The organism is Paenibacillus tyrphae, assembly GCF_024158745.1.
Lineage (GTDB): Bacteria > Bacillota > Bacilli > Paenibacillales > NBRC-103111 > Paenibacillus_G > Paenibacillus_G tyrfis_A.
This window is the reverse complement of the sequence record NZ_JAMZAW010000017.1, coordinates 1-23,567: the sequence shown is the minus strand read 5'-3', so window position 1 is coordinate 23,567 and position 23,567 is coordinate 1. Positions and strand designations below refer to the sequence as shown.

At 56.0% G+C, this 23,567-nt stretch carries 25 protein-coding genes; 12 read left to right on the top strand and 13 right to left on the bottom strand.

All coding sequences use genetic code 11. From position 1 onward, the window contains the following. Positions 1-42: 42 nt before the first annotated feature. The 3 genes from NI000_RS23765 to NI000_RS23755 form a co-directional block, all read right to left on the bottom strand. Positions 43-801, bottom strand: coding sequence for an HAD family hydrolase (locus NI000_RS23765; protein WP_253413874.1), 759 nt, complete (start codon positions 799-801; stop codon positions 43-45). A 243-nt stretch (positions 802-1,044) separates the two neighbouring features. After that, complete coding sequence (locus NI000_RS23760) at positions 1,045-1,437, bottom strand: bactofilin family protein (RefSeq protein ID WP_253413873.1); 393 nt, start codon at positions 1,435-1,437, stop codon at positions 1,045-1,047. An 8-nt stretch (positions 1,438-1,445) separates the two neighbouring features. Continuing rightward, complete coding sequence (locus NI000_RS23755; RefSeq protein ID WP_253413872.1) at positions 1,446-2,456, bottom strand: M23 family metallopeptidase; 1,011 nt, start codon at positions 2,454-2,456, stop codon at positions 1,446-1,448. 126 nt (positions 2,457-2,582) lie between these two features. Between NI000_RS23755 and NI000_RS23750 the strand changes: the two genes are divergently transcribed. After that, positions 2,583-2,963, top strand: coding sequence for a hypothetical protein (locus NI000_RS23750; RefSeq protein ID WP_253413871.1), 381 nt, complete (start codon positions 2,583-2,585; stop codon positions 2,961-2,963). On the opposite strand, the gene NI000_RS23745 is transcribed toward NI000_RS23750, so the two are convergent. The 4 genes from NI000_RS23745 to NI000_RS23730 are packed head-to-tail and all read right to left on the bottom strand — an operon-like array spanning position 2,958 to position 7,458. Then, positions 2,958-4,391 (bottom strand): GerAB/ArcD/ProY family transporter, encoded by a 1,434-nt coding sequence (locus NI000_RS23745; RefSeq protein ID WP_253413870.1) that lies wholly within the window; start codon positions 4,389-4,391, stop codon positions 2,958-2,960. The genes NI000_RS23750 and NI000_RS23745 overlap by 6 nt on opposite strands. Before the next feature lie 30 nt (positions 4,392-4,421). After that, positions 4,422-4,655 carry a hypothetical protein gene (locus tag NI000_RS23740; RefSeq protein ID WP_253413869.1) on the bottom strand — a complete coding sequence of 78 codons (234 nt, stop codon included), beginning with the start codon at positions 4,653-4,655 and terminating at the stop codon, positions 4,422-4,424. Then, positions 4,652-5,833: a Ger(x)C family spore germination protein gene (locus NI000_RS23735; RefSeq protein ID WP_253413868.1), complete on the bottom strand. Its 1,182-nt coding sequence runs from the start codon at positions 5,831-5,833 to the stop codon at positions 4,652-4,654. The genes NI000_RS23740 and NI000_RS23735 overlap by 4 nt, the downstream gene beginning before the upstream one ends. Continuing rightward, a complete protein-coding gene (locus tag NI000_RS23730) occupies positions 5,830-7,458 on the bottom strand; it encodes a spore germination protein (protein WP_375540997.1) in 1,629 nt (542 codons plus the stop codon). The genes NI000_RS23735 and NI000_RS23730 overlap by 4 nt, the downstream gene beginning before the upstream one ends. Positions 7,459-7,649: 191 nt before the next feature. Here NI000_RS23730 and cls point away from each other — a divergent pair, with 191 nt between their 5' ends. Further along, positions 7,650-9,080, top strand: a complete 1,431-nt coding sequence (cls, locus tag NI000_RS23725; protein WP_253413867.1) for a cardiolipin synthase — start codon at positions 7,650-7,652, stop codon at positions 9,078-9,080. Between the two features lie 27 nt (positions 9,081-9,107). On the opposite strand, the gene ligD is transcribed toward cls, so the two are convergent. The 4 genes from ligD to NI000_RS23705 form a co-directional block, all read right to left on the bottom strand. Further along, complete coding sequence (ligD, locus tag NI000_RS23720; protein WP_253413866.1) at positions 9,108-10,013, bottom strand: non-homologous end-joining DNA ligase; 906 nt, start codon at positions 10,011-10,013, stop codon at positions 9,108-9,110. A 101-nt stretch (positions 10,014-10,114) separates the two neighbouring features. Beyond that, positions 10,115-10,687 (bottom strand): ferric reductase-like transmembrane domain-containing protein, encoded by a 573-nt coding sequence (locus NI000_RS23715; protein ID WP_253413865.1) that lies wholly within the window; start codon positions 10,685-10,687, stop codon positions 10,115-10,117. Positions 10,688-10,712: 25 nt separating this feature from the next. Then, positions 10,713-11,654, bottom strand: a complete 942-nt coding sequence (locus tag NI000_RS23710) for an FAD:protein FMN transferase (protein WP_253413864.1) — start codon at positions 11,652-11,654, stop codon at positions 10,713-10,715. A gap of 55 nt (positions 11,655-11,709) precedes the next feature. Then, positions 11,710-12,066: a hypothetical protein gene (locus NI000_RS23705; RefSeq protein WP_253413863.1), complete on the bottom strand. Its 357-nt coding sequence runs from the start codon at positions 12,064-12,066 to the stop codon at positions 11,710-11,712. 158 nt (positions 12,067-12,224) lie between these two features. On the opposite strand from NI000_RS23705, the gene NI000_RS23700 reads away from it, so the two are divergent. After that, positions 12,225-12,908: a response regulator transcription factor gene (locus NI000_RS23700; RefSeq protein WP_253413862.1), complete on the top strand. Its 684-nt coding sequence runs from the start codon at positions 12,225-12,227 to the stop codon at positions 12,906-12,908. After that, positions 12,905-14,359 (top strand): sensor histidine kinase, encoded by a 1,455-nt coding sequence (locus tag NI000_RS23695; protein WP_253413861.1) that lies wholly within the window; start codon positions 12,905-12,907, stop codon positions 14,357-14,359. Before NI000_RS23700 ends, NI000_RS23695 begins: the two co-directional genes overlap by 4 nt. A 258-nt stretch (positions 14,360-14,617) precedes the next feature. Here the strand turns inward: NI000_RS23695 and NI000_RS23690 are convergent, their stop codons facing one another. After that, positions 14,618-15,559 carry an ATP-dependent DNA ligase gene (locus NI000_RS23690; RefSeq protein ID WP_253413860.1) on the bottom strand — a complete coding sequence of 314 codons (942 nt, stop codon included), beginning with the start codon at positions 15,557-15,559 and terminating at the stop codon, positions 14,618-14,620. 389 nt (positions 15,560-15,948) lie between these two features. On the opposite strand from NI000_RS23690, the gene NI000_RS23685 reads away from it, so the two are divergent. Further along, a complete protein-coding gene (locus NI000_RS23685) occupies positions 15,949-17,484 on the top strand; it encodes an ABC-F family ATP-binding cassette domain-containing protein (RefSeq protein WP_253413859.1) in 1,536 nt (511 codons plus the stop codon). Between the two features lie 32 nt (positions 17,485-17,516). Here NI000_RS23685 and ku read toward each other — a convergent pair whose 3' ends face one another. Next, complete coding sequence (ku, locus tag NI000_RS23680) at positions 17,517-18,377, bottom strand: non-homologous end joining protein Ku (protein WP_253413858.1); 861 nt, start codon at positions 18,375-18,377, stop codon at positions 17,517-17,519. A gap of 193 nt (positions 18,378-18,570) precedes the next feature. Here ku and NI000_RS23675 point away from each other — a divergent pair, with 193 nt between their 5' ends. The 7 genes from NI000_RS23675 (at position 18,571) to tsaD (ending at position 23,282) form a co-directional block, all read left to right on the top strand. Further along, positions 18,571-18,780, top strand: coding sequence for a hypothetical protein (locus NI000_RS23675; protein WP_253413857.1), 210 nt, complete (start codon positions 18,571-18,573; stop codon positions 18,778-18,780). Then, positions 18,777-18,959: an H-type small acid-soluble spore protein gene (locus tag NI000_RS23670; RefSeq protein ID WP_253413856.1), complete on the top strand. Its 183-nt coding sequence runs from the start codon at positions 18,777-18,779 to the stop codon at positions 18,957-18,959. The genes NI000_RS23675 and NI000_RS23670 overlap by 4 nt, the downstream gene beginning before the upstream one ends. A 292-nt stretch (positions 18,960-19,251) precedes the next feature. Then, positions 19,252-20,289, top strand: coding sequence for a thiamine-phosphate kinase (gene thiL, locus NI000_RS23665; RefSeq protein WP_253413855.1), 1,038 nt, complete (start codon positions 19,252-19,254; stop codon positions 20,287-20,289). A gap of 15 nt (positions 20,290-20,304) precedes the next feature. Then, positions 20,305-20,781: a tRNA (adenosine(37)-N6)-threonylcarbamoyltransferase complex ATPase subunit type 1 TsaE gene (gene tsaE / locus NI000_RS23660; RefSeq protein ID WP_253413854.1), complete on the top strand. Its 477-nt coding sequence runs from the start codon at positions 20,305-20,307 to the stop codon at positions 20,779-20,781. Then, entirely contained in the window at positions 20,778-21,641 is an 864-nt protein-coding gene (tsaB, locus tag NI000_RS23655) for a tRNA (adenosine(37)-N6)-threonylcarbamoyltransferase complex dimerization subunit type 1 TsaB (protein ID WP_253413853.1), read from the top strand. Before tsaE ends, tsaB begins: the two co-directional genes overlap by 4 nt. Positions 21,642-21,657: 16 nt before the next feature. Next, positions 21,658-22,161 carry a ribosomal protein S18-alanine N-acetyltransferase gene (gene rimI / locus NI000_RS23650; protein WP_253413852.1) on the top strand — a complete coding sequence of 168 codons (504 nt, stop codon included), beginning with the start codon at positions 21,658-21,660 and terminating at the stop codon, positions 22,159-22,161. Positions 22,162-22,214: 53 nt separating this feature from the next. Further along, entirely contained in the window at positions 22,215-23,282 is a 1,068-nt protein-coding gene (tsaD, locus tag NI000_RS23645) for a tRNA (adenosine(37)-N6)-threonylcarbamoyltransferase complex transferase subunit TsaD (protein ID WP_157261782.1), read from the top strand. Positions 23,283-23,567: the final 285 nt, after the last annotated feature.

Sequence of the window (23,567 nt, the reverse complement as noted above, 5' to 3'; positions counted from 1 at the left end):
CGGGACGAGCGTGCGGGCCTCCGGCCCGGTATTCGGCGGCGGTCAGGAGCCCGCGGCGATTTTCGCGGCCGTATAGTCGCGAATCGTTTCGGGGATGTACCGCAAGGAAGACAGCGTGAAATAGGCGCCGGACGGCTCTACGTTCACTTCGACTTGATTGTAGGCCCACTCCAGCTCGGCAGGCATGAAAATGGCGTGAATGCCCGCCTTGAGCGCCGGAATAATATCGGTGCGAAGCGAATTGCCGATCATCCAGGTGTTGTTCCGGTCGAAGCCGTTCGCGCGGATGAGCCCGTCGAGGTATTCGGCGTTTTTATGGCGCGTGACATAGATTCGGTTGCCGAAGAATCGTTCCAGTTCCGCTTCTTTCACCTTGCGCATCTGAACCGTAGGGTCCCCTCCGGTATACAAATGAAGCGTATGGCCGTCCTTCTGGAGCATGCGGAGCGTCTCTTCCATGTAAGGATAAGGCTCGATGCTGTGACCGTAGACGGAGGCGCCGAGCTCGATCAGCCGTCTGACTTCCGCGTCATTTTTTTTCCGGCCGGTCAAATCAGTGTAATATTCGTACGTATCGACGAACGATTGGGGGAAGTGGTCCGGGGCAAAGCCGCTGACAAGCACCCGCTCCAAATCGATTTCCGATTGTTTTTTCTTGATTTCCTCGATGGACAGGTGGTAGCCGTGAAACCACGCCTCCATTTGGTCCGCGAATTGGTCGATTACCATATCGAAAAATTTGTTGCAATACAGAAGCGTATCGTCCATATCAAACAGTATCGTTTGTTGTTCTTTCGTCATAGCAATTTCTCCTACTCTCTCTAAGCTTTTTGTTGTTTTTTTGAATGCCTTGTTCTTGATAGGCCAAGAGGCCGGAGAGAAAAAAGGATCGCCGCGAGTTTTTTTCACGAATCCCATCTGCTTAATATGGAATCCAAGGATTCGTGAAAAACGTGTCTGAGTGAAGGCGAGCCTTTTTTCTCGCAGGCCGGACGCGGCCTGAACGAAGGCAATCAACCCTAACAACAAAAGCTTTTCTCTTCATTATAGCATGGCTATGACAAGAGACGCATCCTCCTGCGCGGCATGGCCCATCTCGCTCTGGCCTTGGAACACGGCCCCGGGCTCGATAATAAGCGTGGCGGCGCGGACGGTGCCGACCAGACGGCCCGTCGGGGTGATGCGGACGATCCCCTCCGCCTCTACGCGCCCATCAAGCCTTCCGGCGATGACCACATCGCGGGCGCGCAGATCGGTGGAGCGGACGATCCCTTTCTCTCCGACCGCCACCTCGCCAGCGGCTTGAAGCACGCCTTGAAACTCGCCTTCGATGCGCACGTCGGCTTCCGAGCGGAACGCTCCTTCGAGGACGCTTCCTTCGCCGATCAGCGAGACGGAGCGCCCGGAACGAGAAGACCGGCTTCGCCAACCGTTCATTCGAAACATTACTTGTTCCTCTCCTTTTTTCGATTATTGCTGGGCATATAGGGGGCGGGATCGGTGCTCTTGCCGCTAAGCATCACCTCGTAGTGAAGGTGGGGTCCGGTGCTGCGGCCGGTTGTTCCCAGTTGACCGATCGCCTGTCCTTTATCGACCTTATCGCCCCGACTCACCTGTGTGCTGTTCAGATGCATGTACCACGTCCGCAGCCCTTGATCGTGCTCGATCACGACGTTATGTCCGTGCAGCTTGTCATAGGCGACCGAGTGGACGACGCCGCTCGCAACCGCATAGACCGGATCGCCCAGCTTCCCCGCAATGTCGATGCCGCGATGGAAGCTGAGCTTTTTCGTAAACGGGTCTTTGCGGTAGCCGTAAGGGGAGGTAATGACCTTAGATAGCGTAGGCCATATATCGGGTGTGCGCTGACGTCGCTCCTGCTTCTCTTGAAGCTGCCGCTTCGTTTGGCCGAGCCGGGAGGCGAGCTCCTTTATCTCGGTGTGCAGCGCCGTGTAACGGGCCCCCGTCGCCGCGGCCAGCTCGTGCGTCTGCTCCTCGGTAACGGGGAACGCTTCGCCGCCCATCCCCCCTGCGCCGGCAGAGACGGCTGCGGATACCGGCTGCCCGCCGGCTTTCCGGCGCTCGACGCTGCCGGGAGCCAGCTTGTGCAAATCCTGTTCGAGCCGCTTCATCCGCTCCATTTGGCTCCGGACTTCCGCGGCTTGCTTCGAAAGCGCATAAATATCGTTCTGCAACTGTTCGATGGCTGCGTTTTTACGGTGTAAATCTTGCTCCAACTGCGCCGTCCGCCCTTTCATCTCCACCGATTTCAGCGAAACGGAAACCGTGGAGTGCAGGCTGCGAACAGAGAGAATGCAGGTCGTCCCGAACAGCAGCAGCATAAGAGAGGCTGCACACCATAGGGCGGCGCGGGACAGCTTGAGGCGAACCACGCTTCCGTTCGCCTCGGGAATGATGACGAACGTCAGCTTGTTTTGAAACCACGTGAACTTCATGACGGCTCCTTTCGGTGGATCAGATTCAGTCCGAGGCTGTTATTCGGCGAGGCCGGTCAAGAAATGTCTTCCTTTCTCATACACATACCTAATAGCAAAAGTTTGGTATATGATGGAGGGATTCGCTTGTCATTTTTACATACAACCCGGATGGATCTGCTGGAACGTCTGACGCTTCATCTGAAGCGGGATATCGCTCTGCTGGCCGAAGGCTTCGACAGCGGAGCGGGCGTGCTGAATCAGGTCGGCAAACGGTTTATCCAAGTGGATGAGCGCTACTTCGTGCCCGCCTCTATGCAGGAAATCGTCCTTTTTGATGTCCGGAAGAAGGGGGCGGGCCCCCTCGTAAACGTCCAGACAGCGTATGCGGACACATTCGAGGCGGTTCTGCTCCGTACCGGGACCGATTTTATCGAGCTGCTTGTAAACCGGGCTGGAGAAGAGGAAGAACTGGTCGTTCTCATCCCCTTGAGCCGGATCGTTTGGATCGAGTTTGCCCAGTCATGACGTCTGCGCCGAATTGGGGGAGCTCCTCGCTGCGAGGTCCTTGGCTTTCCGCATCTCCATGTGCGAGACGAACAGCAATAACGCGAGGACCAATGCATAGCCGAAGCCGGCCAGCTTGCCGATGAGCGCATAGCTCCGGCTGAAGCTAAGGCCCGCGCCGACGAAAACAAATCCGAGAGCGATCAGCACGTTGCCGGCCCGCAGCCAGGTGCGTCCCGATATCGCGCCCAGACGCGAGCCGAACTGTTTCCCCGGGTGGTGCTTTCCCCCTTTGGACATCCCGTTTCGGTCATGTCCCTGCGTCTTTCCCGAAGAAGATCCCTCCCCATGGTGCTCGGGGCTTCGTTTCGGGAATTTTCGCATGAGCAGCAGCATAGCCGCCAGCAGTACCGGCTGATAGCCGAGCACAAGCACGGGCGAGCTGTAATTGCCGAAGCTGAATACCTCCGGCGTGCTCTTGAAGGCGAGAATCGTGGTCAGCAGCAAAAACAGGCCGACCGGGGAATTGATAAGCGTGTAGTCCCTTTGCCGGATCAGACTGGTGATCCCGATCAGGAAGGCGAGATAAATGAAAATTATCTTGCAGACGATAATCGGGAACCAGATGCTCAGAATAAGCAAATCCATCCGGTCCAAAAAGTCTGTAATTTGAATGTGCTGCACCAAGCTGTAATCCGGGTAAATCAGGTTGCCGGGAATGTTCGGCCCGAGGACGGCCACTTCCATAAGGAGGAGAAGCGACAGCAGCGCCGTAGCCATCAGCGAACCGTGCCGAAGGGCGGAGTGAATCTGTCTGGAATTCCAGATCATATGCAAAAACGCCCCTGCAATGATGATATCCCCGTACCAGCCGATACTGAGCAGGCCTGCGTATCCGAGCTGCTTAGGCGGAGTCGTCAGGATCGGCTGCAGTAAACGGAAGCTCATTTCGTTGGACAACAGGAACGGCAGCATTAACGTGAGCGCGAAGAACACGGGAAAAAACAAGTCGTTGACCCGGGAAATTACTTCGGCACTAGTCCGGCCGTAAAACATAAGCATGACGACGAGGAGCAGAACGAGCATTTCCTCGGGGGTGTTCGGGAGAAGAAGCGTGCCGATAAATTTGCCCAACATCCGCAGATCGCGCAGAAGGATGAACCATAGATGGATCAGCAGCACCATGTTCGCGAGCATGCCGAACCAGCGGCCAAACAAAATAAAGTTGATCTCGAAAAGATGCTTTCCCGGAAGCCGCATACTGAGCTGTGTAAATACGTATGCGATGAAAAGGATATAAACGGTGGGCAGCAAATAGACGAACCAGGTATCCATATGCGCGATCCGGACCAGATCATGCTGGATGCTAAGCAGCCCGCCGCCGATCAGCAGCGATCCCACCAGCCAGGCGAGCTGTCTTTGGTTAATGACTTGCGTGTTGACAGGCATGCGTTCACCCGCTTTCCTCCATCGTTTCGTTTACTGAGGATGGATAATTGAGAAAACCCACGGCGATACCCGGTCGATAAAAAAACGTGTCGGCATCGGGGGCTGATAGCCCGACGCCACGCAGAGAAAGAGACCCAGCGTCACAAGCGTAATGAATATATACAGCCGTGCCGTTGCCTTCGGCTGTCTCGCCCAATGCTTCAAGTTCAAAAATAAATGAAGCGCCATCAGCACCATAAACCATACAAGAAACTGGGAGTTCATCGGGTACGCTCCGCTTTCGTTACGTTTTCGAAGATCAGGCCTGTTTCCGTAAGCACGCTTTTTACCTGTATGCGGAAATCGGCGTCCTTCATCCCAGCCGGCCAGCGCGATGCGTATTTCTTCTCCCAGAGCCCCGGATGCTCCCGCCACAAGTACGATCCGAATTGTGCGGAATCGGTGCGATTGCCGATCATTTTGCGGATCGCTTTCCGCATCGCTTGTTCGATGTAACGGTTCATCGCTTCCTCCACTTTTTGGACCTTGCCGGTTTGGCTGAGGTCGTACATACCCAAGATTTCGGTTACTTTGGCCTTGGCTTCCGTGCGGATGTCAAACCGGAGCTTCCCGCGTACCGTATGGGCACGAATCTGGCATTTTGAATCGAAGATGCTCAGCGTAATCGTATACCGGTCTTCGATTTTTACGATAGCGGTTGCTTGTACAGGCATACTTTTCAGCCAGGCGAGCCCGCTTGCCTCCGCATTCTCAAACACGCCGGTCATTTTGTCATCGCGAAATTGCGCATAGCCGAGGAACTCGATTTCCTTCGATTTCTTCGTGTTGTTGGAGTTTTTCTCCGATTCTTTCACGCCCATGTAGACTGTTACGGCATCGCTGCCGGGGCTGCTGAGCGAGAGGGCGACTTGTTTCATGTTGATAGGGATGACGTTCCGGGCCTTCACAAGCTCCCGGATCGCTTCTGACGGGAAACGCTCGAACTGTGGCGTTGCTTGCAGCAGCTTGTAAGCCTTTCCTTTGGTGACGACCATATAAAGCGTCATCCGGCTTTCCGGAGAGCGGGGCGTCGTATCGAAGACGTTCCGGATCCCTCGTTTGGCAAAATCCTCGCCGATCAGCAAGGTTCTGCGGTGCGCGAAAAACATGCGGCGGGACATCCGCCGCTGCAGCCGGGCCTGCGCCTCCCGAAACGTGGTGCCGATTTCGGAATCGATGTAGTAGCTTTTGGTTCCGGCCGTTCCGCCTCCGCCCCCGGAGGCTCCGCCCATATTGCCGGGGAGCGGCAGCAGCACGCTGTACCGGATCTTGCCGTCTGGCTCCACATCCACCGCGGTCGTTAAAATAAAGGCATTATCGTTTATTTCCACCCGGTCCCAGCACCCGGTTAGGCAGAGCAGGGAGAGCAGAACGAGGGATAGGCGGGTCCGGCGCGATCTCATTCCACAGGCTCCTTTCCTTCCTCTATCGCATGGTCGATGGTTTTGCCCCGCTGGCCGGATTGCTCCGTAATTTCCTGCGGCAGCGCATCGTCTAACCTCTTGCTGTCCTGCAGGGGCATAAAGGAAGGACGTTTTCCCATTGCCCACCAAGGCGCGCGGAAGAGAATATCCTTCAGATCGCCGGAGGATAGCGGTCCGATCGGCGATAAATAAGGAACGCCGAAGGAGCGGAGGTTGGCCAGGTGTCCCATGATCAGCATGATCGTAATCAAGATGCCGAACATCCCGAACAGCGAAGCGGCGATCAGAATCGGAAAACGCAGCATCCGTATCGCGATCGCTCCGTTAAACCGCGGGATCGTGAACGAGGCGATCCCGGTGAGCGATACGACGATCACCATCGGCGCCGATACGATGCCTGCCTGCACCGCCGACTGTCCGACAACGAGCGCGCCCAGAATACTGACCGCCGACCCGATCGCTTTAGGCAGCCGGATGCCCGCTTCCCGAAGCGCCTCGAAGGTCACTTCCATGATCAGCGCTTCGACGACGGCCGGGAACGGAATCGCTTCACGGGCGGCGGCAACCGACAGCAGCAGAGACGTTGGGAGCAAGTCCTGATGGTAGGTTGTAATAGCAACGTATAAGGCCGGCGTCAGGAGCGACAGCACCATGAACGTATACCGCAGCCAACGGATCAGCGTGGCCACCTGGTACCGCTCGTAGTAATCCTCGCTGGCCTGCATGATTTCGGCGAAGACGAACGGCACGATGAGGGTAAACGGCGTTCCGTCCACCATAATGCCGACGCGCCCCTGCAGCAGGGCGGCCGCGACGACATCCGGCCGCTCCGTATATTGAAGCTGCGGAAAGGGCGAATACGTTGAATCTTGAATAAATTCTTCGATATAGCCCGATTCCAGGACGGCATCGATCTTTATTTTTTTCAGCCGCTCGACCACTTCATGGACGACGCTTGGGTCCGCCAGATCGTCCAGATAGGTAACGACCACATTGGTGTTGCTTTCGCGTCCGAGCGTCATCGGTTTCATTTTTAAATGCGGCGTTTTCAGCTTGCGGCGGATCATGGACGTGTTCGTCCGGATATTTTCCACGAATCCCTCGCGAGGGCCGCGTACGACCGACTCGGTATCGGGCTCATTGATGGACCTTTTTTCCATCCCCCGCATGCCGAGCAGCAATGCCTTGTTGTTGTGCTCGACGATCAGTCCCGTGTCGCCGCCGAGTACGGAAAGCAGCATGTCCGCATAATTGTCCGCCTTCTGAATCTGGGAGACGGGCAGCGTCATATCGGAGATGTTGTCGATCAGCTCCTCTCCGCCTTCCAGAATCATCAGCGACTTCATCGTTTCGTTCACCAGCTCCGTCTTAGCCATGCCGTCGACAAAAAACAAAATCGCGGGCAAGCTTTGCTCGATGCGGAACTCGCGAATGACGAAATCGGAGCAGTCCTTGAACAGCTCCTCCAAATAGCTTTTGTTGTCTTCGATGCTCATAAAGACAGGGACGGAGCGCAACTCGTCGATAAAACGGTATTCCGCTTTCCGCAGCGGGTGTTCCGGGGCGTCCTGTTCTTTTTTCTTGCGGTTTTTCAGGTGGATCATGACACTCCTTCCTGCCCGCGGCATCTTATCCAAGCATTGCCGGAGCGTGTCTTGTATATTTTCCACCATTTGCGAAATTTTATGACAAATCGTTGAGTTCCTGTGCCATAATGAGGAATAGGCGGGCTGGTGGAGGTAAAAGCTAGAACAGATTGGCAAGCGCCTGCTGTTTTAAAAGGAGGAATGACGGCGTGCTGTGGCTCGTCATCGCACTGACCTTATTCATCATTCAGATTCTCACGATTCTGGTCGGGGAGTTTCGCCGCCCGGCCAAGGCGATGGCGTGGCTTTTCGTCTTGTTTCTCATTCCTGTCATCGGCTTTGTGATGTATTATTTTTTGGCCAAAGAATACACGCAGCGGAAAAAAGTGAAGCGCAACGGGCTGCGGCTCGTGAACGATATCCGGCATCTCGGCAAAAAGCAGCATTCGGCGGATTTTCAGCCCGAGGAGGACCGGCTGCGCGGCTGGCGGCACGAGCCCAGGCTGTTCTCGCTGCTCAATAACATTCCCGGCGCCCTCATTACGATGCATAACGAGGTGCGGGTGCTGACCGATGCCACCGCGGCGTATCCGGCGATGCTGGCTGCCATGGAGCAGGCGAAGGGGCACATTCACTTTGAGTTCTACACCATTCGCAACGACAGCATCGGCCGGCAGTTTCATGAACTGCTGATCCGCAAGGCGCAGGAAGGCGTGAAGGTGCGCTGCATCTTCGACGGCATCGGCAGCTACCAGCTCGACAGCCGGTTCGTGCAAGAGCTGAAGCAGGCCGGATGCGAGGTGTACTTCTTTTTGCCGGCGGTGATTGCTTTTTTCGACAAGCGGATGAATTACCGGAATCACCGGAAAATCGTCGTCATTGACGGAGTCCGCGGCTTTCTCGGAGGAATCAACATCGGAGACGAATACCTGGGGGCGAATCCCAAGCTGGGGTACTGGCGGGATACGCATTTGGAGCTGGAAGGCGATGCGGTCTATTCGCTGCAGTATACGTTTCTGACCGACTGGATGTTTGTGAGCGGAAAGCGGCTGGCGGACTCGGAATTTTTTCCCGAGCACGATTGCGCAGGGCGCAAGCCCGTACAGATTATTTCAAGCGGACCGGACGCGCATTGGGATGCCGTTCTGGAGATGTTTTTCGCATCGATCACGGCGGCCAAGCGAAGAATTTACATTACCACCCCGTACTTCATCCCCGATCCGAGCATTACCATGGGGCTGAAGACGGCGGCGATCAGCGGGGTGGACGTCCGGATCATTTTCCCGCAAAAAGCCGATTCGCGCATTGTGAACTATGCTTCCCTGTCGTATCTGGAGGAGTTGATGCAGGCCGGAGTCCGCTTCTATGCTTATCAAAAAGGCTTTATCCACGCGAAGGTCATTCTGATCGACGATCTGCTCGCTTCGGTCGGCACCGCGAATATGGATATGCGCAGCTTTTACAACAACTTCGAGCTGAACGCCGTATTGTTCGACAAAGAGACGATTCACCGGCTGGAAACCGATTTTATTCTTGATTTGAAGGAAAGCCGCGAGGTGAAGCTGGAGGCGTTCGAGAAGCGCTCCCGCTGGCAGAAGGGGAAGGAAGTCATTGCGCGGCTCCTGTCGCCGCTTTTCTGATAAGCGGTGCGGCGCCGGTTTCCAGGGCTAACGAATAAAGGACAGCACGTGATCCAACTGCTGCGGGGGGACTTGAGCGATCAGGTCTCCTTTTTGCTGCAGCCGCTGCATGATGTTCAGCAGGTGAAAGTCCCGGGGATCGGGGCGGAGCGCCACTTCGTCCCAAGTCAGCGGAGTCGATACCGTGGCATCCTTGCGGGCTCGCGGCGTATAGGGAGCGGATAGCGTTTTGCCGTACCAGTGCTGGAGATAATCGATGTAAATCAAGGTGCCGCGGTCTTTTTTAAGCCGCTCGACGGTGAACAGCTTCGGGTATTTTTGCACCGCGAACGTGGCGACGAACTGTCCGATCCGCCGGAGCTGCTCGAACGTATAGCCGCGTTCCCGGGCAATCGGGACGTAGATTTGCACGCCCGTGGCGCCGGACGTTTTCGGCACGGACCGGATGTTCATGCCGTCCAGAATGCTCCCGATAATATGGGCCGCCTCCATAATGCGCGGCTCGGGATCGACGCTCGGGTCAATATCGATCACCCATTCGACGGGAAGCGTCTCGCCGATCCGGTGGAACGAGGGATGAAACTCCAGACAGGCCAAATTCCCCAGCCACAGCAGCGTCGGCAGGGAATCCAGATGAACGTAGCGGATCGATTCCAGCATCGCCGTCTTGACGAAATCGGGTGTCGGCTCAGGGGCATTTTTCTGGTAAAACGACTTGTCGTTCCAGCCATGGGGAAATCGGATGGTCGTCAGGTAACGGTCGCGGCAATACGTCAGCAGGTAAGGGGACAGTTCGGCGAGCTTTTGCAAATACATCGCTTTCGTAATCTTCTTTTCCGGCCACAGCGGCTTATCCGGATTCGTCACCGTCAGCTCCCGGCCTTCGACGACCAGCGTGCCTTTCGTTTTCGGATATTTGGCGGGTGCGGGCATCGGCCATCCCTCCTGTTTGTCATGGGGCGTAAGCGTTCAACGCACCGATGGTTTGTTAGTTAGTATATCCCGCCCCTTCCTTTTTAACATCCGAATGCGGCCTAAACGAGCCGTTTTTCTTTCTTCGCGGCCGCTCCCGGAGAGGATAGGAACATCAAACGCCCGATCGTAAGAAGCCCGATCAAAATGAGCGAACCGATATAGGTCCAACGGATTGCGGCCATTGCCGTATCCGAGCCGAGGAAAAAGCCGTGTACCGCGACCAAAATAAAGATCGGATAAGACAGCAAATGGATCAAATGCCAAAGCTTTTTGCCGATGGCGCTGCGAAGATCCGTCGACAATAAAATGACCAGCAGCCCGTAAACGGCCAGTGTCCCGAGTCCGGTAAGGACCGGTTCATGCTTCGCGGCAAAAGGGAGCAGCACATCCGTCCAGGAAAACGGCATGTACGTGCTGATCACCGGGAAAACGGCGTGCAAAAGCATAAGCACGATGCCGGCATGGTTGAAAAGCTGATGCAGTTTGAATAGCTTCGCTTTGCTTTTTGCCAGCCATACCGGATAACTATAAATGATGCCAAAAGCGATCCCCAGTGAAAGGCAGACGAAAGAAACGATGCCTGTTACCCGAATGATCTGCCAAACGGGCCAATCGACGATCCATGGAATCATGTTGGCGCCTCCTTTAATCGTTTTTTCAATGTCTAAGCGTTGCTGTCGGAAGCTGCCAGCGGACTGCCGGCGAGGCGTTAGCTCCAATGAAATGAATGCGTCCGTCCCGCAAAAAGACAAGCGCTTCACAGCCAGCGGCTTCGGCTCGAAACAGGGACAAGCCATGCTCGAGACCGGCGATGCACATCGTCTTGGCCCAAATCTCGCATTCGACCGTATCACTCCCGGCTACGGTGCATTGTACGACGTCGCTCCGGCTCGGGGACATCGTGCGGGGGTCAATCAAATGATGCATGACGCTGCCATGGGTCAGCCACTGTCTGCCCAGTGTACTTGACGTCGCCGCCGCGCCTTCCCCTAAATGCAGAACCCCTGCGTCTTCGCCCGGATTCCACGGATTCTGGATTCCGATCAGCCAGCTTTGTTCCTTATCGCGATGGGATGCTCCCCAGACGGCCAGATCACCTCCGGCATTGACCATGCCGCACGGCACAGCCCAAACCTCCCGCATCCAACGTGCCAAACGGCTGACGGCCCAGCCTTTGACGATGCCGCCCAGATCGATCTCCGCCTGCGGCCGGAGACGAACGGATTTCATCGCGGCGTCAAGCTCCCAGGTTTCGTCCATGCTGGTAGAGTCAGGTTCAGATGTATTCCAGTGATCCTCCCGTTGACGGACTTGATCGAAGGTAGCATCGTATCCCGCCGCTTTCAGAGCTTTCAAAATAAACGGATTGAACATGCCGTCCGTCCGTTTGCGGTACGATTCCGCTAACCCCAACACCTCCAGCATCGTCCCCGAAACCATGCAGATTCGACCGGCCGAACGATTGAGATAGGAAAGCTCGCTTTGCGGCCGGAAACGGCTGAACCGTTCTTCGGCGAATTCGAACCAATCGCGGACCTGATCTTCCAGATCGAGGATATCCGGGCAGCCGAGGTACGCTACATCCATATCCGTATTCATCGCCCGAAAGGATGTGTGGTGCAGTATTTCTTTCAGGTAAAATCAGCTCTTTTCCCTACGAACGTCCCGTTCTTGTTCTCATGGTCGTATCACCCGGGGGCGCCGCTTCTGGCGTGCTGGAGGAGCTGCCGCCAAAATGCCCGGCATCCGTACGATTCGATCGATTCCGGCGTTTTACGGAGCCCGCATTGGAATCGGAATCGCTCGCCCGGCCCCAGCTCGGGCTTCTCCATTCCTGCATCACGGGGTCCTGCTGCTGCGCTTCCTGGGCAGTTAGCGACTTGTCTTGCGGTTGATGCTGCTGCGCGGCCAGCGCGAAATTAGGACTATCCTTCACCTCGCGGAACAAAAAGGCGACCCCCACTGCGCCGATGATGCCTAGCTGCCACTTGGTCCATTTCGTTGTTTTCATCGAGTGTTCACTCCCCGGGGAGATGGTTTAGCGGAATGCGTTTATTGTAGAATGCGCAGATGAAAAGAACATAAAGATAAACTGAAAGTTCGCTGAATCATCCCGTACGCTTCCGTCAACCGGCCGGGATTGGTGTACAATGGAGGGGAGGTGACACCATGCAGCCAATCAAAGGCGTAAAAATATTAATCGTCGACGACGAACCGAATATTATCCAGTTTTTGGAGCTGGGCCTGCAAAACGAAGGCTTTGAAGTTTTTACTGCGCCGGACGGATTTACAGCCGTCACGCTAGCCAAGCAAGCCCGGCCGCACATCGTCATTCTGGACGTCATGATGCCCGGTATGGACGGGTTTGAGGTGTGCCGGATGCTGAAGAAAACCGAGCACGTCGCTATCATTATGCTGACGGCCAAGGAAGAAGTCGAAGACCGGGTCAAGGGACTGACGCTCGGGGCCGACGACTATATGGTCAAGCCGTTCAGCTTCGAGGAGCTGCTGGCCCGGATTTATGCGCGGCTGCGCAACCAGTTTCCCCATCTGTTCGCGGAGGTGGCGTACGGGCCGTTTCGCATCGACGACCGCCGCAAAGAAATCCGCTATGAAGACCGGGTGCTGGAGCTTTCGCCGACGGAATACGAGCTGCTGTCTTTTCTGGTCGTCAATCATGGCTTGGTCCTGAGTAAAACGGTCATTTTGGACAAGGTCTGGGGATACGATTTCGGCGGGGAGGACAATATCGTCGAAGTGTACATCCGCTCGCTCCGCGATAAATTGAACGACAAGGAGCACCGGATCATTCGGACTCTCCGGGGATCGGGCTACCGGGTAGATCTCGGATGAGGCGGGGATGGCACCGGATACGGCGTATCTTCGCGCCCCGCTCGCTTCGTCTTCAGCTCCTGTCCCGTTCTCTGTTTATTTTGGCGGGATTGCTGCTGTTGATCGGCGTGCTGCAATATGTGTTCATGGAGCAATTTTTGATTAAAAATAAGGTCGCCAGCATCCAAAGCCAATTTTTTTCCATTCCGCTGGATATATGGGCGAATCCGAATTTCGACAACGGCCGAGCAAGGGGGCCTTTTCTGCCCGAAGCTTCGCTGGCGTTTGTCGGGCCGGGCGACAGCTTCCGGGTCGTCACGAACAATCCCCGCGCCGGCTCCGTGCCGCGGCTTTCCGCCGAGGAGTACCGGGAAGCTTTGGGGCGGGAGCAAAGGCAGCCGCACTTTCGGATCGTCAGGGACGACAAGGGGATGGACCAACTGGTCGTTCTGCAGCGGATCGCTCCGCGCGGACGACTTGCGCAGATCAGTACGAGCATGGAGCCGATTCGGGATGTGCTGCTCAGTCAGCTTTGGACCTTCCTGGCTTTGGCCGCGGCTGCGCTGGGGATAGGGGTTGCCGCATTTCTTCCCGTTTTGCGCAGGACCCTTGTCCCGCTATCCAACATGATCGAAACCGTGGAGCAGATCGATGCAGGGAAGCTGGACGAACGGGTGCCGGCGCATCAAGGCCAGCTGGAGATCGATCGGCTCTCCCGGTCGTTCAACCGGATGCTGGAGCGGCTGGAAGCTTCGTTCGAAACGGAGAAGGAAGCGAAGGAGCAGATGCGGCGTTTTATTGCGGATGCCTCGCACGAGCTGCGGACGCCGCTTACGTCGATTCACGGCTTTCTGGAGGTGCTGCTGCGCGGAGCGGCCCAGAAGCCGGATCAGCTGGACAAAGCGCTCAGAAGCATGTACGGCGAGTCGGAGCGCTTAAACAAGCTGGTCCGGGATCTGCTGCTTTTGGCCCGCTTGGATCGTCATCCGACCGTCGACTTGAAGGAAGAATCGCTGAGCGATATCGTCGATGAAATGGAACCGCAGCTGCGGCTGCTTGCCGGTGCAAGGAACGTGCAGTTCTCCGTTCAGCCTGACGTGTTCGCCTGTATCGACAAAGACAAAATCAAGCAAGTGCTGCTCAATTTGTTCCATAACGCCGTTCAGCATACGGATTCAGCTGAGGGTATCATCTGCGTTTCACTGGAGCAAACGAAGGAAGAGGCCCTACTGACGGTCCAGGATAACGGCAGCGGTATCCCAGAGGAGCATGTGCCGCGCTTGTTTGAACGGTTTTACAGGATCGACTCGTCACGCGCCCGCATTTACGGAGGGGCCGGGCTGGGACTGTCGATTACGAAATCGATCGTGGATCTTCACGGAGGAACGATTGAGGTGAATAGCCGGGTAGGCGAAGGCTCCAGTTTTACCATTTGTCTTCCGGTGAGCGGAGGCCCGCAAGCGGACGAGTAATCGTCCGATGATGAGCTTGTCGAGAAAGTGATTAATTGAGGTAATAGAGTTGTACGAGGGGGTGGGGTATCCACTTCCGACCGCTGTTGTCATCGGGAAATTTTTATTGAAGCTGCCTTGTTTAAGGACATTTCCCGAAGACAAAGGCGAACGCTATCGCTCCTCCAGTAGATACCCCACCTCCGTATGTATCTCTATTTTTATCAAAACCACTTTCTCATCAGCCTGAAGTGGACGAGTAATCGTCCGCTTGCTTTTTTATGAGTTAGGGAATTTGCACTCGCTGGGGTTCGTCTCGACGAATGCCTGAATACTGGGATGCCTCATCGTATGCCCCGGGGTCCACTCCATAAACTGTACCTTCACCACGATTTGCGGAACGATCCAGAACGCGTCTTTGTTCCGTTCGGGCTCGTTCACGAACGGCTTCGCTTTCGTCCTTATGGACGCAACGCGTGCCGTCAGGTCCCGCCACTCCTGATGCGTTACCTTCCCGGTGCCAGCGTGCCCGATGTAGTAAAGGCTGCCCTGCCCGTCGTACAAGCCGAGCAGCAGCGAATTGACGATATTGTCCCGGTACGTGACGCCTCCTACGACGGCCAGCAGATCGTAAAATATTTTGCGCTTCTGCCACCGTTTATCCTTGCCTCCGATGGCATACGCACTGTTCAGATTTTTGCATACGACGCCCTCCATCTGATGCTTGATCATGACCTGGAGCAGCTCGTCAGGATCGGCGAAGTTTTGCACCGTTTGCACATCGGGCTGCGGGATAACGATCTCCTGCAGAATGCGCTGCCGCTCCGAAAGGGGCTTATCGGTGACCCATTGCCCGTTGTAAAGCAAAACGTCGAAGATCATGTACGTCACCGGGGTTTGAGAGACGGCGAGTTCGATGTTTTGCTGCTTTCTTAGACTATCCCGCTTCATAATTTCGTGAAACGACGGCTTGTGTTGGTCGAAGGCGATGAATTCCCCGTCCAATATGAACGAAGAGGCCGAGCAGTAGCGCGAAGGGGACAAAAATTCGGGATATTGCAAGGACCGATTGTTCAATCTTCGATTGACGAGCTGGACCTTGGAGCCGTCGAAGTAAGACAGCATGCGCACGCCGTCCCATTTGATCTGCGCGATCCATTCGCCGCCTTTGGGAAACGAGTCGGTGCTTATCGGTTCGAAGGGAACGACCGGATTCAACATGAGAGAGCCCCCTTATCAATAGTGATTGATTAACAGTTATTCCCTTTTGTGGCTTGACATAACGGCCGGCGGCTCGGTATAGTTGAAGGTGCATCACAATTAACTTTGGTATATCGAGGTGGAAAGGAAATGTTTTTCTTATCAACTGTTCTGAAACGGAATTTGGCTTAAACGGGAGAAGTCTGCCCATTTTTAACCTTAAGCCAACCGAAGAACAGTAGATAAAGAACTCGATTCCTTTCGTTCAAATGATACAATTTGCAACGGGTCAGGGCGTGTTCGCCTTACCCGTTTTTTGTTTTCTATACAACCTAAGCTAATTGAATAGAGCTTTGTCCGGCTGTTTCTCCGGTTGGCTTCGAACCTGAAGCGAAAAGGAGAGAGCTTTCATGAGTATGTTGAACGTTGAACAGCTTACCCATACGTATGGGGATAAAAAAATATTCCAAAATATCCAATTCCGGCTGCTGCGGGGAGAGCATGCTGGACTCGTCGGCAGCAATGGAGCCGGCAAGTCGACTTTGCTGCGCGTTTTGGCAGGGCAGCTGCTTCCCGATACGGGCAAGATCGAATGGCTTCCGCAAGCGCGGCTCGGTTATTTGGAGCAGCATGCCGATCTGCAGGCGGGAATGACGATTATGGACTATTTACGGGGCGCTTTCGCTGATCTGTATGAGCTGGAACGAGCCATGCATCAGGTCGTGGAGCAAATGGCCGGGTCGGACGCCGACCTCGAACCGCTGTTAACCCGGTACGGCGAGCTGCAGAGCCGGCTGGAGCATGCCGATTTTTACGGCATCGACTCCAAGATCGAAGAGGTGGCTGCCGGATTAGGGATTCTTGAGCTCGGCAAAGACCGGGAGGTCGACAAGCTGAGCGGGGGGCAGCGCACGAAGCTGCTGCTGGGCAAGCTGCTGCTGGAGGAACCGCACGTATTATTGCTTGACGAGCCGACCAACTACTTGGACGACGTGCATATCGAATGGCTGACCGGCTACTTGAAGCGTTACGAGCAGGCGTATCTCGTCGCCTCGCATGACGAGACCTTCCTGAATGAAATTACAACGACGATCTTTCATTTGGAGCATCAGACCATCAAGCGCTACGCCGGAAACTATGCCGCATTCGTCAAAAGTTATGAACTGAGCCGATTGCAGTGGCAGGACGCGTACGAGCGCCAGCAGAAGGAAATTGATCGGCTGGAGAGCTTTATCCAAAAGAACCGGAACCGGAAAGCCAAGCAGGCGAAAAGCCGGGAAAAAGCGCTGGAACGAATGGAGCGGATCGAGAAACCGACGTCCGGACCGCGGCCCCGCTACAGCTTTCATGTTCATTTGGAACCTGTGACCCGGATCATGGAAGCGAAACGGCTGCAATTTGGCTATACGGAACCATTATCCGTTCCTGTAAACCTGCAAATGAAACGCGGGGAAAAGGTGGCGGTTGTCGGGTACAACGGCATAGGGAAATCGACCATGCTTAAAACGATGCTGGGCCTCCTGCCGCCGTTAAGCGGCACGGTGCAGCTCGGCGAACGGGTCAAACCGGCATATTTTGCCCAGGAGCAGCTGCCTTCGGACGAAACGGCGCTGGAGCGGTTGTGGTCGTTTCGGCCGGATAAGACGCAGAAGGAAATCCGGCAGACGCTCGGCATGGCCGGCCTGACCGAAAAGCACATCCGGCAGTCCCTCAGCTCGCTTAGCGGCGGGGAGCAGGCGAAGGTCCGCCTGTGCGAGCTCATGCTGACGGACAGCAATCTTCTCGTGCTGGATGAACCGACGAACCATCTGGACGCCCGGGCGAAGGAGACGTTCAAGGAAGCGCTGAAGGAGTACAAAGGGACCGTTCTGCTCGTTTCCCACGAGCCGGAATTCTATGAAGATTGGATTACTCAGATTTGGCGTTTGCAGGACTGGAGCAAGTAAGCACAGTCCCGGCACAAAGAAACGATCGGCGCTTAGCCGATCGTTTCTTTCGTTTTCGCTTTGCCTTTTCTTGGTTTTGCGGCTTTGGCTTTCTCGGTCGTTCCCGGCGTCGGCTCGGTCACTACCGGTTTCACCGCTTCAAGGCTCGCCTGCAGCGCGGCCATCAGATCGATGACGTTCGCTTTATGAGGCTCCGGCGCGACGCGGACCTGCTGGCCGGAAACCTTCGATTCGATCGCTTGCAGCACGGCTGAGCGGTAATCGTCCTTGTATTTTTCCGGCTCGAATTTCGTCGCCAGCTGGCCGATCAGCAGCTTCGCCATTTCGAGCTCCTTCTCGTTGACGTTGCTCTGTTCCGGGAGGTTCGGCACATGTTCCACCGAGCGGATTTCGTCCGGGTAAAAAATCGTCTCCATCGCAATGCACCGGTCGATAATGCGGATGGCGGCCAAGCTGCTTTTAGACCGGATGGATACTTTGGCAATGCCGATTTTGCCCGTTTGCCGCATTGCTTCGAGCAGCAGACTATAGGCGCCGGCGCCGGTTTCGTTCGGAGCGAGGTAGTACGTTTTCTGAAAATAAACCGGGTCGATGTCCGACAAGTCGACGAAATCGAGAATCTTGATTTCTTTGGTAATCTCGCCGGTCAGCTTCTCCAGCTCGTCCTTCTCGAACAGCACGAACGAGCCCGGCTCGTATTCGTAGCCTCGGACGATTTCCCCCCACTCCACTTCGCGCTCGCAGTGCTGGCATTTGCGGACGAAATTCAGCGGCGTGTTGCAATCCTTATGAATCATGCGCATCGAGATGTCTTTGTCTTCCGTCGCCGAGAACATCTTGACGGGCACGTGCACCAAGCCGAAGCTGATGGCGCCTTTCCAAACCGTATGCATGGCTGTACCTCCCGGGGGCCTGAGCTGGCCGTCTACTTTCTATACAGTATACGCAAAATGGAAGCGTCCCATTACACCGCGCACGAATGTCGGCGCAAGAAATTGGGACATGCTACAGAAGAAGGCTGCATGGATCGCCAAAAAGCATCGTCATGCCGGCCCGAACATTTCGATCAGAGGAGGAAAAGGAATCATGAGCGAAGCAAACACGTCCGGGGGCAAGTTTACGGATGATGCGGCCCATGAAGGGCGAGACTCCAATTTTATGGACATCGATCGGATGATCAACGAAGGTCTTGGCGGCGGGCAGGTGACGATCCATAACGGACTGATCGAGGAATCGACGACCGATACGATGGATCATCCCGAATCGGTCATCAGCGGGGAGGACGACGGGCAATGAAAGTATACCGCGCTCAAGAAATTATGAAATCCGAAGAAAAAGTCAGCGTGGAGTTGAACGGCGTATCCGTATGGATCGACAGCGTAGACCCGGAGCAGGAAACGGCCAAAGTACATGTGGAAGAGCGCCCTGCCGACGCTCGCGTCGTTCCGGTCGGAGAGCTTCAGGAAGTGCAATAACTCCGGGAAGGGTCGTGTTTTAGCAAAAGCTTTCCGAAAGCATGCAGCCGAGATGGCCTGTGGCTGGGGAAGCTTTTTTTGCTGCCGAAAAACGGCTTCGGGTCTTAAGCAATCGGGCAAGCCGATAGTCAGTAATGGGGGATCGGTGGTATGATATACCTGAAAGATCCGGGAGCAACACAGCGTTTCGAACGATACTCGGCGCTCCGAAACAATAGCAAAACGGCATGTTTGTCTAGATACAAAGGAACGGCTATAATAGTTGTCAATACAAGAGCGGAGGCGGATAGATGTGAGCTCGGTCGACGAATTTACTCTGATCGACCTGCTGAACGGCGGGAAGCAAACGATCGCTTTTCAACGGGCTGGCGGTGTGGAGATAGGGATCGGCGACGATGCGGCCGTCGTTTGCGCCTCTTCGGATAGCCGGTGGATTCTCACTTGCGATACGATGACGGAAGACATTCATTTCAAGCGAGTGACGATGCGGGATGCGGATATCGGGTACAAAGCGATGGCTTCCGCCGTCAGCGATATCGCTGCGATGGGAGGGACCCCGCGATATGCCCTCGTGGCGCTCAGCATGCCGAAGTCGACGCCGGTGGAGCGTGTGCGTGCGATGTACGACGGGTTGTACGAATGCGCGAACCGCTACCGGGTCGTTGTCGCAGGCGGTGATACGACGTCGTGTATCGGGGGCGTCACGCTGACCGTAACGGTGATCGGAGAGACGGAACCGGACAAAGCGCTGCTCCGCTCGGCAGCCAGACTGGGAGACGTCGTATTTATTACCGGTTTTACCGGCGATTCGGCGGCCGGATTGGAGTGGCTTCTAGGGAAGAACAAGCCGTCTGAGGAATGGGACGCCGATCCGGAGCTGAAGCGGTATCCCGGACTTATCCGGGTGCATTGCCGTCCCGAGCCGCAGATCGAAGCAGGCGAACTGCTGCGGCGGTCCGGCTTCTGCCATGCGCTCAACGACGTCAGCGACGGGATCGCCAGCGAAGCATGGGAAATTGCCGCGGCGTCGAATATCGGCATCGATCTGATCGAAGACCGGATTCCCGTGTCGGGCGAGCTGCTGGAATATGCTTCAAGGCAAGGAAAGGACCCGCTGGATTACATACTGTACGGCGGCGAAGATTATCAATTAATCGGAACGGCGCCCGCCGAGCACGCCGTCGAGCTGCAGATGCAGTTTAAGGAAGCGGGGCTGCCGCTTTATCTGATCGGATATGTCCACGGGGAGCATTCCGGCGTACGGCTTGTGCGAAGCGACGGCAGTGCGGTACCGCTCGCCAAGCGCGGCTATAATCATTTTACCGGATGAAGGGACGATCCAGACATGGCCACTTATGCATTTCAAGCCCGTCATGTAGCCGATACCTCCGTGTTGGCGGAACGCTTGGCCTCGTTGTTTATCCCGGGAACCGTCATTACACTTGACGGCGACCTGGGGGCGGGCAAGACGACATTCTCGCAAGCGGTAGCCAAGGCGATAGGCGTCAAGGACATCGTGAACAGTCCTACGTTTACGATCATCAAAGAATATGAAGGTTCCGAGTTCCCTTTCTACCATATGGACGTGTACCGTTTGTCTTTGGAGGAGGCGGATGACTTGGGGCTGGACGAATACTTTTACGGAAACGGCATTACGCTTGTCGAATGGGGTTCGCTGATCGAAGAGATTTTGCCTCCGCAGCGGTTGGAGATTCGGATTGAGACCGACGGAGAAAACGGGCGAAGCTTCACGCTCAAGCCGTCAGGCGACCCTTATGAAGCATGGTGCGCGAAGCTACAACAGAACGGATGGTTAAAATGATTCAGAATACGGCATCAGATTCGACTTTATATGGCGACGGCAAGCTTATGCTGTCCGTCGATACGTCAACCGTGTCGATGACGACCGCGTTGACCCGGGGACGGGAAATCTTGGGGGAAATTACTACGAAAGCGGAGCGAAACCATTCGCTTTACCTCGTGCCGACCTTGCAGCAGCTCATGGAGGAGTGCGGCGTCCGGCCGGACGAGCTGTCGGCGTTTGCCGTCGGCGTCGGACCGGGTTCCTATACCGGCGTGCGCATCGGCGTGACGGTGGCCAAAACCTTTGCCTGGACGCGGAAGCTGGCTTTGCTCGGCGTCTCTACGCTCGAAGCGTTGGCGCTCGGCGGAGCCGGCTCCGCCTCGGAATTCAGCGCGCTTCAAGACGGGGAAACCGTGCGGGGTGGAGCGCTTCAGGCGATGGATTCGCTGCTTGACACGGCGCGCGCGACGGGGGAAACGACATGGGTCGTCCCGCTGATTGACGCCCGCAGGGGTCAAGCGTTTACGGCGCTGTACGCCGTTTCGCCCGAGGGCTGGAAGTGCCGGGTGCCGGACGGTATTCGTCTGACCGCCTCTTGGACGGACGAGCTCCTTTCCTTGGGTGCATCGGCGGAAAACGGACCCGGCCGCGTCGTATTTACGGGCGAGCTGGAGCTGCATCAGGAAGCGATTCGTTCGTTTGCCTCCCGTTGGGGCGGACCTGTAACGGAAGCTACGCACGAACTGCGTGCCCGCCATGTCGCCGAGCTTGGCCTGATGCGGTGGAAGCGGGGGGAGACCGAGGATGTTCACGGGTTGGTTCCGAACTATACGCAATTGGCGGAAGCGGAAGCCAAACTTCTCGCCAAGAAATCTTAGGGGAGGCCTGTCCGATATGGGACCTAAACGCGAAGCGCAACCTGTCTTTGACGGAGCCATGCTTTTTCGCCCTATGCACACGGACGACATCCCCGTGATCTGCGAGATCGAGCAGGAATCGTTCGCGACACCTTGGACGGCCGGAGCATTTTATAACGAGCTGACGAGCAATAATTTCGCCAAATATCTCGTATTGGAGTACGAAGGCGAAATTGCGGGCTACGGTGGCATGTGGCTGATTATGGAGGAGGCGCACGTCACCAATATCGCGATTCGCGAAAAATACCGCGGGCGCAAGCTCGGCGAGCGGCTGCTTGTGGAAATGCAGCAGACGGCCGTTTTTTACGGGGCGCTGCGCATGACGCTGGAGGTGCGTCCGTCCAATTTGATTGCCCAGCGCTTGTATGAAAAGATGGGATTTCGTTCCGTCGGTATTCGACGGGGCTATTATACCGATAATAAAGAAGATGCGATTATTATGTGGGCAGACCTGCCCAAATCGGAACGGCTCTCCAAATAAAAGAAAACGGCTGCTTGCGAGCGGTTCAAGAACAGACGAGAGGTTTATTGACGATGATCGAACAATCGAACGAAGCGGTGTCCGTTCGCCCGGACCGGGACGGCGGACCCGTTTATATATTAGCTGTGGAAACAAGCTGCGACGAGACGTCCGTAGCTATTGTCCGCGACGGCAAGGACATCTTGGCGAATGTCGTGTCCAGCCAGATCGAGACGCACCAACGATTCGGCGGCGTCGTGCCCGAGGTCGCCTCGCGCAAGCATGTGGAATCCATCACGTGGATTATCGAAGAGGCGCTGGACAAGGCGAACGTGAAGCCGACCGAACTGGCCGCTGTCGCCGTGACGCAAGGGCCGGGTCTGGTCGGCTCCTTGCTGGTAGGGATGGTGGCGGCGAAGGCGCTGGCCTGCGCGCTGGAGCTGCCGCTGATCGGCGTGCATCATATCGCCGGGCATATTTATGCCAATCAGCTCGTGAATGAGCTGCAATATCCGTTTGTTGCGCTGGTCGTGTCCGGAGGTCACACCGAGCTCGTCTTTGTGGAAGCCGAGGGGCGCTTCCGCATCATCGGGCAGACCCGGGACGACGCAGTGGGCGAAGCTTACGACAAAGTCGCGCGAGCGCTTAAGCTGCCTTATCCCGGCGGCCCACATATTGATCGGCTGGCGCACGAGGCCGGGGAAGCGGTCACGCTTCCCCGCGCCTGGCTGGAGCCGGATTCGTACGACTTCAGCTTCAGCGGGCTGAAGTCGGCCGTGCTGGCGGCCTTGAATCAGGCTGCCATGAAAGGACAGCCGCTGGCCCCGGAGGCCGTGGCGAAAGGCTTCCAGGACTCGGTCATCGACGTCCTGGTCGAGAAGGCTCTCCGCGCCGTGCGCGCTTACGGCGCGAAGCAGCTTATCCTTGCCGGCGGGGTCGCCGCCAACAAGGGCCTGCGCGCGGAGCTCGAGGCTCGCTGCGCGGAAGCGGGCATACCGCTGCTGGCACCGCCGCTCAGCCTGTGCACCGACAACGCGGCGATGATCGCCGCCGCGGCTTTTTTGAAATACCGCCGCGGGCAATTCGCGCCGTTCGACATGAAAGCCGAGCCGCTGCTGAAGCTCGAAGCGTGGTCGGTCTAACGCAGTTCTATGCAAAGCCGCTGCCGCCGTTAACCCGGATAGCCGCGGCTTTGTTGTGGCTTAGAGTCATATTCATCCTAGCGGAAAAAAATTCAATATAAAAAAGGGTTGCTTTCTGTTTGCAGATTTGATATATTACTCCTTGTCGCTTCTGCGGCAGGCTTTAAGAACTAGAGACTTTCGAATCTTGAAAAAAAATAAAGCTTGCAAAGATAGAGCAGATGTGATATATTAAAGAGGTCGCTTTCGAGAGGTTAAATTAACCGATCGGAATGCTAGGAAATG